Below are 12,820 nucleotides of genomic sequence, written 5' to 3' on the forward strand. Positions count from 1 at the left end.
AACGACTCGATAGACAACGGCTCAGGGGAGTGATGATCGTGAGGATCCGGAAAGCCGCAGCGCTCGGAGTTGGTGCAGTGTTCATGCTGGCAACCGCGTGTGGCACGACAGAGCCGAGCGACTCCGAGCCTGAAGCCACCACTACTGCGGCGCCTGCGGCATCAGAACCCGTGGACGAGTTCATTGCCGGACTCTACGAGTTCTCCGAGAGTTTCGCCCGCTCGATCGCACAGGACGACGAGGGCCGAGAGAACACCGTGTACTCACCGGTGAGCATCGCGTACGCCTTCGCGATGCTGCGGGCCGGGGCGGAGGGGGAGACCGCGGCGCAGTTGGATGCGGTCTTCGGGTTCCCTGCCGAAGGGCTGAATGAAGCTGTTCGCGCCCTCGCCGACGAAGCTGTGACCGTCGATGACGTTCCGCCTCGAACCGAACCGGGAGAAACGCGGGGCCCCGACGATGAGCCCGCCGAGCCGATCGTCGCCCTCGCAAACGGTCTGTTCGTTCAGGAGGGACTGACTGTCGAATCGGACTTCACCACAACGCTGAGCGAATACTTTGACGCGGAAGCCCAGAACGTCGATTTCACGAGCCCAGAAGCCGTGGAGACCATCGACACGTGGGTCGAGGAGAACACCGCCGGAAGGATCGACCAGCTTTTCGATGAACTGGACCCCGAAACAATCGCCGTGCTCGCGAACGCGATCTATATGAAAGCGGAATGGGAGAACCAGTTCAGCGAAAGCGCCACCGAAGACGATGACTTCACAAAAGCGGACGGTTCAGTCGTAACGGTCCCCATGATGAACAAGCAGTCCGCTACCGTCCGGTACGCGACGGGAGAAGACTGGCAGGCGATCGAACTCCCGTATTCGGGCGGCGAACTGTCCATGTGGGTGCTGATATCGGAGACTGACGATCTCGCCGCGCCCCCATTGACGGCTTCCACGTTGGAAGCACTCGCTGACGGTGGCACTTCCGTGTCCGCAGATATCGTGCTCCCACGCTGGGACTTCGGCAGCACCGTGCAACTGCTGGAACAGTTGCGAGGTTTAGGACTGACGAATCTGTCGGAACTCGACGGGATTACCTCAGATTTCATGGTGAGCGACGCGGTCCACAGGGCGACGATCACCGTAAACGAGCAGGGAACCGAGGCTGCAGCTGTCACTGGCGTCGCGGGCGTCACCAGTCTGCCGCCCGAAGCGCAAGTCGAGTTCCGTGCAGACAAGCCGTACACCTTCGCCATCATGCACACGCCCACCGGGGCACCGCTGTTCCTAGGCAGTGTTGAGGACCCGAGTCAGTAGAGCCAGTTTTCGGCGAATCATCGAGACAGCAATGCGATCATGGTGTTGACTTGAGCTATGCCTCTCACTGGTGAATACGAGCCCAGTCCCAGCGACTTCGTGCGCGAGCAAGTGGAAACATTTGAGCGGACCAATGGGCAGGAAGGAAACACGATGGGGGGCAAGCCCATCGTCGTCGTGACAACGCTCGGAGCAAAATCAGGCAAACTGCGGAAAACTCCGCTGATGCGTGTTGAACATGACGGAAAGTATGCGGTGGTGGCCTCGATGGGCGGCGCACCCACGCATCCAGTCTGGTATCACAACATGCGTGCGAATCCACTGGTCGAAGTGCAGGACGGCGCTGAGAGTAGTGACTTTGTCGCCCACGAAGTGTCGGGTGACGAGCGCGAGACGTGGTGGGAACGGGCCACCGATGTCTGGCCCGACTACAACGACTACCAGACGAAAACCTCACGGCTGATTCCCGTACTCGTGCTCACGCCGGCGGAGTGACGCGGGCTAGGTCAGTAGCGGGCGTGAAGCGTCCGCTAAATGCCCATTCGAGCCAAATCGCAACACTCGGTAAGTGTGTAAATGGGCCGGATTGATGGCAGCATAGGTCGAGTGTCTACTGTTCCCCGTGCTCAAACTCTGACAACTGCTGAGCTACTGACCGCCGCCGATATCGATAAGGCAGCGGAGCGAATCAGCGGCATTGTGGCTGTCACGCCGCTCGAACGGTGCGACCGCCTGTCACAGGTGACCGGTGCGAACATTTTCCTGAAGCGCGAGGACCAGCAGCGGGTGCGCTCTTACAAGCTGCGGGGTGCCTACAACCTCATGGTGCAGCTGACCGAGCCTGAGCGGACAGTTGGTGTGGTTTGCGCGAGTGCCGGAAACCATGCACAAGGTGTGGCCTTTGCGTGCCGGGCGCTGGGAATAAGAGGCCGAATCTACTTGCCATCGAACACGCCGCGGCAGAAGCGTGACCGGATCCGGGCGCATGGCGGCCCGTACGTCGAACTCAAAGTCACGGGACCGACCTACGACGAGGCTGCTGCGGCAGCGTTGCGTGATTGCGCTGAATCAGGCGCGACACTCGTTCCGCCGTTCGACGATCCGCGGACCGTGGCTGGCCAGGGCACCGTCGCAAGGGAAATCCTGGAACAGCTTGAAGGGCTCGTCGATGTTGTCGTCGTCCCAGTCGGCGGGGGAGGCCTCATCGCCGGCATGACTGCCTACCTGCATGATCGCTCCCCGTCGACCACGATTGTTGGGGCTGAGCCAACAGGAGCTGCATCGATGATCGGTGCGCTCGCGGCGCGTGGGCCGGTCACGCTTCGGGAGATCGATGCCTTCGTTGATGGCGCAGCGGTGCGCCGCGTTGGCGACTTCCCCTACGCGGTACTTTCGGCGGCCGGTGCGTCAGCAGTCACTCATGCGTCTCTGCCGCTCGTGGCGTCTGTTCCGGCGCCTAGTCACCCGGGCGACATCTCGATCCTGAAAGTCGATGAAGGTGCCGTGTGTACCGAGATGCTCGACTTGTATCAGAACGAAGGCGTAATTGCTGAGCCTGCCGGTGCGCTTGCGGTCGCTGCGCTGAAACAAATGAAGTTTGAAGCGCATCAGAATGTGGTGTGCCTCGTCTCAGGGGGCAACAACGATGTGTCGCGCTACGGCGAAATCATCGAACGGTCACTCGTCCACATGGGCTTGAAGCACTACTTCCTAGTGAACTTCCCGCAGGAGCCGGGCGCGTTGCGCCGGTTCCTGGACAACGTCCTCGGGCCGGATGATGACATCACACTGTTCGAGTACGTCAAACGCAACAACCGGGAGACCGGGGGTGCGCTCGTCGGCATCGAACTGGGCGCTGCTGCTGGCCTGGACCCACTGTTGGCACGTATCCGAGAGTCGGGCATGGAAGTGGAGCACCTTGAGCCCGGAACGCCAGCCTTCCGCTACTTGATTTAGCTCGCGGAGCCGGTCTGAGTGAGGCGCTCGACAACCAGCCGGTGCACGTCAGGGTCGGGCAGGGGAAGGCCTAAAAGGGCACTGAGGTAGATGCCATCTCCCGCGAGCCGGACTATCTCGGCTTGTACGGGATCGGGGATCTCTGCGCGCAGCTGCTCATCCCAGCCTCTGAGGACTTTCGTGACGGCGTCACGGAGTTGGTGATTCTGACCGTCGACCGTATGCAGGGCGGCGATTAGCGACCGGTATACCTGTAGCTCCGTTTCTGCGGTCGTGTCGGGGCTTTGCAGGTAGAACTCTGCGATAGAGCTGCCAGCTGCCAGGGCTGCACTCAGCTGGGCGTCGGCCCGGTCACCGAGCCTTGAGGCAAGGCCGATTAGCAACGCGTCTTTGCTGGGGAAGTGATACAGCAGGCCGCCTTTCGAGACATCGGCCTCGTTGGCGACTGCCTCGAGCGTGACCTGGGCGGACCCAGTACGAAGCAGAATGCGTTCCAGCGCGTCGAGGATGCGGTCGTACGTTGAGGCGTTGGGCACACGCGGCACTATACCGGCTGGACGGTCGCTTGTGAGCGGTGGCGATCGGTGAGCGCAGGGAACAGACTTTACGTGCACGAATGGTCACAGCGTGCGGTAAATTCGTTCCATCCGCGCGGTGCGGACTGTGGCGGAAAACGGAGGAAGTCCATGGCGGGGTCTCTACGTGATGTGTTGCTCTCCGACGAAAATCGCGATGCTTTCGTAGCTGACGCGCGGAGGGTCCTCGACGAAGAGGTTCGTGCGAAACGAGGGCCCACGGGCATAATGCTCAAAGGTGCGTACAAAACCGTGAACGCGGTGCACGCGACGTTTGTCAACAGCGTCCTTCGAGTTCTCCTGCCGGATTTCCTCGAACAGCTCCAGCCTCACTGGGATGCTTTCACATCCGCGGGGAAGCGCGATTTCGGAACGTTTCTCGCCGGTCGCGGGGATCAGGCTGCGGACGGGCTACTTGCGATTGTCGACAGGCGTGCGGAAGCGTCCGCGTACCGTAGCGTCGCGAAGCTCTACGGACAGCTGCGCAGCCAAGCGCACAAGCATGTCGTCCAGGCGCTGCCGCGGGTGGGCACGCTGATCCAGCGTGGGATGGCGGCCGCGGACTGACAGCGGGTGCGATGCTAGCCGCGGGGGTCGGCTTCCGGCTGGGGTGTATCCGCTCGCGGCACTAGTCGGCGTGGCTCGCGGAGCGCCCCTCCGCCGCGCACGAGCAGGGCGACTGGCAGCTCCGAAAACATGTCAGCGGCGAGCGCTTCCCCGCTATGGTTTTTGCCTGTCAGCAAGTCACGCCACGTTCCTTCCGGCAGCGGGACGGAGGTGTCACCCCATGCTGGCTGGCCGTCGTCATTCGGCATCAGGTGAGTGAGCCGGGCGACCACCACGACAGTTTCGGGCAGCGAATGCTCCCGCGCTCTTTCGAAGGCGACGACGTAACTTTGCGCGGAACCTGACGGCGTGATCGGCTCGTACTCGCCACCAACGAAAACGTCGGGACGCTCATCGCGCAGCCGCAGTGCGCTGCGAACCACATGGAGTTTGGCGATACCCGGAATATCACCATCATTGCCAGTGTCAATCGTCTCCGTTGTCTCGAGCGTCGAGCAGAGTTCGCGACAACGTCTGATGTGGCGACTGAGGGCGGCGCGTGGCTGCCAGAATTCACTGCCCGCATCGAGTACGGGGAGCCCCGGGCCCATGATGTACAGCAGCGTCTGGGCGAGCTTTGCTGGGCGTTGCGCTTGTGGCACGGGTCCCGGCCCCGATTCAGGAGCCGCGGAAAGTGAGCAAGGCCAATGCCGGGCTATGTCTGCCATATGGAGATGGAACTCCGACCGGGGTACATACGCCGCAGCACCGGAATCCGAGGTGCCAGGCTTCGCGAGGACACCGGTCAGGACACGGCGCACCTCGGCGCCGCTTGTCCCATCGATGGGCAGGGCCTGGTCCAGAACGTGATGGCGATGCGGCGCCGTGTCGGTGCAGAGCAGGTGGTTCTCGCCGATCGCAGCGCGCAGCCAGCACAGATACAGCTTCGGGTCCGACAGGTCATCGACGCCCAATACGCGAACACCGTCGACGGTTCCGTCGTGAACGAGATCCTTCAGAAAGCGGTGAGTTTCGTCGAACACATGCTGCCTGTCCTGCCGCAGTGCAGCGAACCGGGGTGCGCCCCGGACGAAACGGTAGTTCGCGGGCTCATCGGAGCCGATCAATCGGTACTTTTGCTGTCGGGAACACTCGGCTGGTTCGCACAATTCAGTACCTGGCGCGAGAGGGAACTCAGGGCCGGGACGGTCGAAGCGGAGGCGGTTGCCAGAAATTGCCAGGGTTGCAGTCGGATGATTTAAATCGAGAACCGGGATTCGGAGGCGATGCTGTGGGTCCACGTCGAAATCGATGGTGAAGTAGTCCGCGAAGCGCGAATGGCGTCCACTCTCCAGAACGTCCCACCACCATGCGTTGTGCTGCGGCAGCGCTACGTCGGTATGCGCCGGAACGATATCGATTATCAGACCGATCTCGCGCTCGTGCGCGACGGAAGCAAGTTCACGCAGATTCGCGGCGCTATAGTCGGCGGGAACGACACCTGAATCAGCATTAGCGCTGCTCCCGTCGGGAGCAGTCAGCCAGAGGTGCGAGATACCGATGTCCGCGAGGTAGTCCAGAAGCTCGGGAATGTCACCGGACGGCAGCCACGTTTGTCCAGCATGGGGGAGTTGCACGCGGTACACCGATGTTGGTGGGCGCCCCGCGGGGCGGATAGGCCTGCCACGATCCGGGCTGCCAGGATGCCGGCTGCGGACTGTCACGGCCCTATCCTTCCATTAGTTATCCCACCAGCCTGTCGCTTCACCAATCTGCCGCCGCATCTCGGGGACCGTTGTTCTGACGTAAGACGCACTAAGGTGATTGAAGTCGCGGTACACGAGGATGTTCCCCTCTACTGCGCGGCACACGTCGACATCACATATCGCGTCACTCAAGTCGAGGGACACAAAGCCGGGGATTTCCCCTTCAAGTTCGTCAGCAGGGTTCGCTGCGCTGAGAACATCAGCGCGTGAGATGCCGCATTCTTCTGGATCGCCACCCGACGCGAGGCAGTCCGCGGGTTCTGGGAAGTGGGGCAGCCAAGGCGAGTCGCGCAAACCGAGGGTTGCGATGCCGTTGTCCGACAGGAACTGGAACATCTCCCGGTAGTGGTCCGGGACGTAATCGCCGGGTTCGAAATGGATTGGCCGGGTGCTATTGGTCATGAGGTAATCCGGCTGGTTAGCGGCGACCTCGGCGAGCACACGCTGATTCCACTCCCAGCATTGTGGATAGGGAAACCCATCGAAATGCGTGGGTTCGGGGTTGCTTGACAGCGGGCACGCCATTTTCAGGTACGTCACGACGCGGAACCCCTCATCGAGGCCAACCTGGTTGAGTGCGGTGACCCATTGCTCTGCGTGCGAGCCGCCAGCGAGCACAATGGTGCGGTCAGCGGTGAGGTCGCCATACTCGCACGTCACCAGTTCTTCGGAATCAGTGTCAGCGATGCAGCCGTCGAATGCGGTGATCGGGTGGTCATGCCACGCATCGAGCGGTACCGGCCGCCACGGCATGGGCGACGCTCTCACACCGTCGGTGAGTTCAGTTGCGCCCGGATACTGGATGGGGTCGAGGCTCTGGGCCAGACGATCTTCCCGGTCGTTGAGGTAAACCCGCCAGCCACCCGCGGCGCCAACGAGCATGAGCGCGGCGACAGCAAGAGCGATCGCAGGATACGTCGAGCGGCGCCGCCACCGAACGCGAGACGACGCCGGGGCCGGGTTGCGGTGGGGGTATCGGAGCGGGATCTCGACGAACCGCAGCGTCAGCCAGGCGAGGAACAGCGAAACTAGGATGACGCCGACGCCTTCACCGATGGACACCGCCCGCTGGCCAGACGCAGCGAGATAAAAGATGAGCACCGGCCAGTGCCACAGATAGAACGAGTACGCGATCGAACCGAGCCAGACCAATGGCGGCAATGCCAAGAATCGGAGTATCGCTGTGGGGCGATGTTCCGGGGACACCGAAGTGTTTGCGGCGGGGGCGCCCGCGGCGATGATCGCCAGCGTCGCGAGCACGGGGACGAGGGCCCAGGGGCCCGGGAACAACCGGCCATCGACCACAATGCCGCACAGCACAATGGCGGCAAGTCCGGCGAAGGCGAGCATTGGGCGCACTAGCGAGTGGATTCGCAATAACGGCAAATACGCGGCGACCAGTCCGCCGGCGAGTAGCTCCCACCCTCGTGCAAACGAGTCGTAGTAGGCAGTGGCTGGGTCCTGCTGGACGGAGATCGACGCATAGGCGAAGGACGCAGCGGCGCAGAGCGTGAGGACGATAATGGCAGCGCGTGCGGCCCAAGCGCCGGCGTCCTTGCGGTTGCGCAGTGCTGTGCGAGTCAGCCAGGCGGTGCAATACACAATGCCGAGCGTGGCAACGAAGAATTGTCCTTGTACGGACATGGACCACAGATGCTGTAGCGGACTGGTCGTCGGGTCTGCGGCGAGATAGTCACCCGCCGTCCTCGCGAGTTGCCAGTTCTGAAAGTAGAACAGACTGGCGACAGACTGCCCGCTGATGGTGGCCCACTGCGTATTCGGCAGTAGGAAAAAAGCGGCAATTCCGACTGCAGTGAGGACTGTGACCAATGCTGGCAACAACCGCCGCGCCAGCCGCTTCAGCATGGGCAGGGGTGAAAGGTCGGAGCCGTAGCGGGCATTACGTACGAGCATTCCGACGAAGAAGAAGCCAGAGAGTGTGAGAAATACGTCGACGCCGCCAGAGATGCCCAGCGCCCACACGTGATAGACGACTACCAGCGCAATCGCGAAACCGCGCAAGCCATCCAGGTCGTATCGGTAAGGTGCGCGCGGCGGACGGCGGGCGGCGCGCTCGGCTTGCGCGCGCCCGGAGTTTTCCGCCGGTTCCATTCGGGAATCGGCGCTCGAGCTCGTATTCGCCATACGAGTTTGTGATAATAGCGCCTCGACATGAGTTAAAGGTCAACTGCACCACTATCACGATCGAATAAAGCGTAAGCCCTAGGTAACTGAATTGCGCGTTTTACCTGGATTTTTGTGACGCCCGGACTGTGCGCTGGGCGATTCCCGAGTAGTGTCGGAACATGACCAATGTCATAGCTGATGCTGCGCAGAGCGGGGATGGGCGCTCAGCTGCGGAAGCTGACTTCGAAACTCTTTTCACGCCCATGCGATCCGAGATCATGGCCCATTGCTACCGAATGCTGGGTTCCGCGCACGACGCGGACGACGCCGTCCAAGAAACTTACCTGCGCGCCTGGCGTGCGTTCAGCGACTTCGAAGGTAGATCGTCGATCCGAACGTGGCTCTACCGCATCGCCACGAACGTTTGCCTGACCGCTCTTGAAGGCCGGGGCCGGCGCGCGATGCCTTCCGGGCTTGGGCAGGAGCGGAGTGATCCGCGCGCGACGCTCGAGGAGCGCCACGAAATACCCTGGCTGGAACCAGTTCCCGACGCCTGGCTGCCACGTGAGGACGATCCCGCCACGGTCGCGACCGGAAAGTCGAGCGTGCGTTTAGCGCTGATCGCGGCTTTGCAGCATCTGCCACCCAAGCAGCGAGCAGCCCTGCTGATGAAGGAAGTCCTGCAGTGGCAGTCCAGTGAGATCGCGGATGCCCTTGGCTCGACTACCGCTTCGGTGAATAGCAGTCTGCAGCGGGCACGAGCTCAGCTCGACAAACTTTCGCCGCGGGAAGAAGACTTTGCCGAGCCAGCCGAGTCCGACAAGCGTCAACTACTTGACCGCTATGCCCGCGCGTTGGAGCAAAAGGACATCGCCACAATTGTCCAGCTGTTCACTGCAGACGCAGTGTGGGAGATGCCACCCTTCACCGGCTGGTACCAGGGCCCCGCTGACATCGGCGCTCTCATCGACACACAATGTCCGGCGGGCCCAGGTGAACTGGCGACGGTACCGCTTCGGGGGAACGGACAGCCGGCGTTCGGTGTGTACATTCTGACGCCGGAAGGTACTTGGGAGGCATTCCAGCTGCAGGTCCTCGATATCAGCGGTGGCGGAATACGGCATGCAGCGACGTTCTTCGACCTTGCGCTGTTCGGGGCCTTCGGTCTGTCTCAGACACTTAGCACTGAGGAGCTTGCCAAACTACGCGCATCGCCCTGAGTCTGTCCTGGCTGTCGGTGTATTACTGGGCAAGGCCGGGTTCGAGCTCTTCAGTGCCGACCCGATAGTGTCGGATGTCGTGGTGTCGCAAGAAGTGAACGAGCAGGACGTGGTGGCGCTCGACGCGCAGCACGTCTGGCATCCCTACGGGGCATTCCCGCCGTCGACAGTTCCGTTGGTCGTCGATAGTGCGTCTGGAGTGCGCCTGCGTCTTCGCGACGGCCGGGAACTGATCGACGGGATGAGCTCGTGGTGGGCTGCGATACACGGCTACCAGCATCCAGTGATCGACGAAGCTGCGAGAAACCAGCTTGCGCGGATGTCGCACGTAATGTTCGGCGGCCTTACTCACGAACCCGCCGTTCGCCTCGCGCACACACTCGTTGACCTCACACCGCGGCCGCTGCAAAAAGTATTCTTCGCTGATTCAGGCTCGGTCTCGATCGAAGTGGCCGTCAAGATGTGCCTCCAGTATTGGCGGAGCCTCGGTCGAGGAGAAAAGCGACGACTCCTGACATGGCGGGGCGGTTACCATGGCGACACGTTCACACCTATGAGCGTGTGCGATCCAGATGGGGGGATGCACGCGCTCTGGACCGATGTCCTCGCTGAACAGATCTTCGCGCCCGTGCCGCCAGCCGAGTTTGATCTCGCGTATCGCGACACGCTCGCCGCGCTCATCCGTTCGCACGCCCACGAACTAGCCGCAGTGATCGTCGAGCCGGTAGTCCAGGGCGCGGGCGGGATGCGTTTCCACGACGCGCGCTATCTCACGGAGCTGCGGCGGCTGTGCGACGACAATGATGTGCTGTTGATTTTTGACGAGATCGCGACTGGTTTCGGCCGGACCGGCGAAATGTTCGCTGCTGACCATGCGAATGTCAGCCCCGACGTCATGTGCGTCGGCAAGGCTCTGACCGGCGGTTATCTGACAATGGCGGCTGTGCTGTGCACCGACCTGCTCGCGCACACCATCAGTGCCAGTGAGGCTGGGGGGTTGATGCACGGCCCCACGTTCATGGCTAACCCGCTCGCCTGCGCAATTTCCCAGGCGTCTATCGATCTGCTCATAGCGCGGGACTGGAGACGTGAAGTCGCTGAGATCGAACTCGGGCTGCGCGCAGGACTGGCACCGGCAGGAAGGCTTCCTGGTGTTCGCGACGTTCGCATCAAGGGTGCGATCGGCGTCATCGAACTTACTGGACCGGTCCCTATGCAACTCGCAACTGACACCGCTGTGAAGCGGGGCGTATGGTTACGCCCGTTCCGCAATCTTGTGTACACAATGCCGCCGTTCATCTCCACTCCTGACGAGGTCGCTCAGATCGCTGACGCGATGGTTGCCGTGGCCCACGCCGCTGGTGCGACACGACCAGGGAGGGAGGCCAGGCTATGAGCGAATTGCCTGACCCGCTGGCATGGCTGGACAGCGCCTCCGGGCATCGCCGGGCCGCTGGGCTGCACCGCGTCCTCAGCCCACGCCAGCCCAACGATGGGATCATCGACCTTGCATCCAACGACTACCTTGGTCTGTCACGCCATCCTGAGGTGATCGCGGGGGCAAAGCGTTCACTTGACCTGTGGGGGCCGGGTTCGACGGGGTCGCGCCTGGTCACAGGCACCACAGCGGAGCATCTGCAGCTCGAGGAGGAACTCGCCGACTTTACAGGCGCTCCGAGTGCGCTCGTGTTCTCGTCGGGGTATATGGCCAACATAGCTGCTGTCACCGCGCTCAGTAACCAAGACACACTCATCGTGTCCGACTCCGCAAGCCACGCGTCCCTGGTCGACGCGTGCCGCCTTTCTCGCGGCCGGGTCGCCGTGGTGGAGCATTGCAACCTGTCTGCGGTACGCGCGGCGCTGGAAGAACGCGACGAGGAGCATGCGCTCGTCGTGACGGACTCCGTGTTCAGCGCCGACGGCGACCTGGCGCCGCTACGCGGCTTGCATGCTGTGTGCCGGGAAATGGACGCTGTACTGATCGTTGATGAAGCGCACGGTATTGGTGTGCGGGGCGAGGGCGGCCGGGGACTGGTGCACGAGTCCGGGCTGGCGGGGGAACCCGACATCGTCATCACCATGACCTTGTCGAAAGCGCTGGGGAGTCAGGGCGGTGCTGTCGTTGCCGACGACCGCATCAGGGAGCACCTCATCAACACGGCGCGAACATTCATCTTCGACACCGGACTCAGTCCGGCAGCGGTCGGCGCCGCGCGTGCTGCGCTTCACGTGCTGAAACGGGAACCTGAACGTCCGCACGCTGTACTTGACCACGCAGCGGTTCTCGCCGAGGCCGCGGACGTCGCGGGCAAACCTGAATCCGCGGTGGTGTCGGTGGTGCTTGGTGATGCCGCCACAGCGGTAGCGGCGGCCCAGCGATGCCTCGAGGAAGGTGTCCGGGTCGGTTGTTTCCGTCCGCCATCCGTACCGCCGGGAACGTCGCGCTTACGATTGACCGCCCGCGCGGATCTCACCGAGAACGAGTTGACAGCAGTCACTCAGGTGTTGCGGCGCGTCGCGGGGGATGCAGCGTGAGCGTCCTCGTCGTTACGGGAACTTCTACCGGTGTCGGCAAGACGGTGGTGACGGCGGGGCTGGCTGTGCTCGCGCGGTCCCGGGGGCTCTCGGTCGCTGTGTGCAAGCCGGCCCAGACGGGTATTGAGGACGGCGCGCCGGGCGACCTCGCGGAGGTGACCCGTCTGGCCGGAGACGTTCCCGTCAGTGAGCTTGCCCGCTACCCTGAACCGCTTGCACCGTTCACCGCGGCGAGACGAAGCGGACGGCCAATGCTCAAGGTAGGTGAGATAGTCACAGAAATCGCCCGTCTCGAGGCCGCTCATGACCTCGTGCTCGTCGAGGGCGCCGGAGGGGTCTTGGTCGAATTGGGACAAGGGGGCTTCACGCTGCGTGATGTCGCACGCGCGGCGAACGCGGACGTCGTTCTGGTGGCTGCCCCAGGGCTCGGTACACTGAATCACACTGCACTCACTGTCGAGGCACTCGAACGCAGCGATGTCCGCTGCACAGGAATAGTGGTCGGCGCCTTGCCGGAAGAGCCTGACCTCGCCATGCGTTGCAACCTCGATGACTTGCCTCGTATTACCGGAATCCCGATCGTGGGAGTGCTTCCTGACGGATGCGGGGAATGGACGTCCGCGGAATTCGCACGCGGCGTAGGGGCGTGGTTCACCAGCGAGTTTGCTCAGGCAATCGCGGCGCGGACGAGCGTGTCCACCTCCCGCGAGGTATCCGATTCACCATGAGAACGGCCGGTAAGGCACACTGACTACGTGTGGTGCGTCACCCAGGACGGTGCGTAC

11 protein-coding genes are annotated in these 12,820 nt (G+C 62.6%); 8 read left to right on the forward strand and 3 right to left on the reverse strand.

The window, feature by feature from the left end:
* The first annotated feature begins 38 nt into the window (after positions 1 to 38).
* From AS9A_RS06655 to ilvA, 3 genes are all read left to right on the forward strand, one after another.
* Entirely contained in the window at positions 39 to 1,310 is a 1,272-nt protein-coding gene (locus AS9A_RS06655; protein ID WP_013806178.1) for a serpin family protein, read from the forward strand.
* Between the two features lie 57 nt (positions 1,311 to 1,367).
* A complete protein-coding gene (locus AS9A_RS06660) occupies positions 1,368 to 1,805 on the forward strand; it encodes a nitroreductase family deazaflavin-dependent oxidoreductase (protein ID WP_013806179.1) in 438 nt (145 codons plus the stop codon).
* Between the two features lie 111 nt (positions 1,806 to 1,916).
* Positions 1,917 to 3,266, forward strand: a complete 1,350-nt coding sequence (gene ilvA, locus AS9A_RS06665) for a threonine ammonia-lyase IlvA (protein WP_049793676.1) — start codon at positions 1,917 to 1,919, stop codon at positions 3,264 to 3,266.
* Here ilvA and AS9A_RS06670 read toward each other — a convergent pair.
* Positions 3,263 to 3,802: a TetR/AcrR family transcriptional regulator gene (locus AS9A_RS06670; RefSeq protein WP_013806181.1), complete on the reverse strand. Its 540-nt coding sequence runs from the start codon at positions 3,800 to 3,802 to the stop codon at positions 3,263 to 3,265. The two genes, ilvA and AS9A_RS06670, sit on opposite strands and share 4 nt — an antisense overlap.
* Positions 3,803 to 3,952: 150 nt before the next feature.
* Between AS9A_RS06670 and AS9A_RS06675 the strand changes: the two genes are divergently transcribed.
* Positions 3,953 to 4,408, forward strand: a complete 456-nt coding sequence (locus AS9A_RS06675) for a DUF6918 family protein (protein WP_013806182.1) — start codon at positions 3,953 to 3,955, stop codon at positions 4,406 to 4,408.
* A 14-nt stretch (positions 4,409 to 4,422) separates the two neighbouring features.
* On the opposite strand, the gene AS9A_RS06680 is transcribed toward AS9A_RS06675, so the two are convergent.
* On the reverse strand, positions 4,423 to 6,111 hold the full coding sequence (locus AS9A_RS06680) for an alpha-amylase family glycosyl hydrolase (RefSeq protein WP_148262414.1): 1,689 nt from the start codon (positions 6,109 to 6,111) through the stop codon (positions 4,423 to 4,425).
* Between the two features lie 15 nt (positions 6,112 to 6,126).
* On the reverse strand, positions 6,127 to 8,298 hold the full coding sequence (locus tag AS9A_RS06685) for an acyltransferase family protein (RefSeq protein WP_237707883.1): 2,172 nt from the start codon (positions 8,296 to 8,298) through the stop codon (positions 6,127 to 6,129).
* A gap of 161 nt (positions 8,299 to 8,459) precedes the next feature.
* Between AS9A_RS06685 and AS9A_RS06690 the strand changes: the two genes are divergently transcribed.
* The 4 genes from AS9A_RS06690 to bioD all read left to right on the forward strand — a co-directional run bounded on the left by AS9A_RS06690 (position 8,460) and on the right by bioD (position 12,763).
* Complete coding sequence (locus tag AS9A_RS06690) at positions 8,460 to 9,500, forward strand: sigma-70 family RNA polymerase sigma factor (protein ID WP_013806185.1); 1,041 nt, start codon at positions 8,460 to 8,462, stop codon at positions 9,498 to 9,500.
* 79 nt (positions 9,501 to 9,579) lie between these two features.
* Complete coding sequence (locus AS9A_RS06695) at positions 9,580 to 10,896, forward strand: adenosylmethionine--8-amino-7-oxononanoate transaminase (protein WP_041451622.1); 1,317 nt, start codon at positions 9,580 to 9,582, stop codon at positions 10,894 to 10,896.
* A complete protein-coding gene (locus AS9A_RS06700) occupies positions 10,893 to 12,035 on the forward strand; it encodes an 8-amino-7-oxononanoate synthase (RefSeq protein ID WP_013806187.1) in 1,143 nt (380 codons plus the stop codon). The genes AS9A_RS06695 and AS9A_RS06700 overlap by 4 nt, the downstream gene beginning before the upstream one ends.
* Positions 12,032 to 12,763 (forward strand): dethiobiotin synthase, encoded by a 732-nt coding sequence (gene bioD / locus AS9A_RS06705; protein WP_013806188.1) that lies wholly within the window; start codon positions 12,032 to 12,034, stop codon positions 12,761 to 12,763. Before AS9A_RS06700 ends, bioD begins: the two co-directional genes overlap by 4 nt.
* The last annotated feature ends 57 nt before the right edge of the window (positions 12,764 to 12,820 follow it).

Origin of the sequence: Hoyosella subflava DQS3-9A1, from assembly GCF_000214175.1 — a bacterium.
Classification (GTDB): domain Bacteria; phylum Actinomycetota; class Actinomycetes; order Mycobacteriales; family Mycobacteriaceae; genus Hoyosella; species Hoyosella subflava.

Excerpts from the sequence above, each read along its gene's own strand:
- AS9A_RS06675 (WP_013806182.1), top strand. The coding sequence starts at position 3,953 with ATGGCGGGGTCTCTACGTGATGTGTTGCTCTCCGACGAAAATCGCGAT.
- AS9A_RS06660 (WP_013806179.1), top strand. The coding sequence starts at position 1,368 with ATGCCTCTCACTGGTGAATACGAGCCCAGTCCCAGCGACTTCGTGCGC.
- AS9A_RS06685 (WP_237707883.1), bottom strand. The coding sequence starts at position 8,298 with ATGGCGAATACGAGCTCGAGCGCCGATTCCCGAATGGAACCGGCGGAA.
- AS9A_RS06700 (WP_013806187.1), top strand. The coding sequence starts at position 10,893 with ATGAGCGAATTGCCTGACCCGCTGGCATGGCTGGACAGCGCCTCCGGG.
- AS9A_RS06690 (WP_013806185.1), top strand. The coding sequence starts at position 8,460 with ATGACCAATGTCATAGCTGATGCTGCGCAGAGCGGGGATGGGCGCTCA.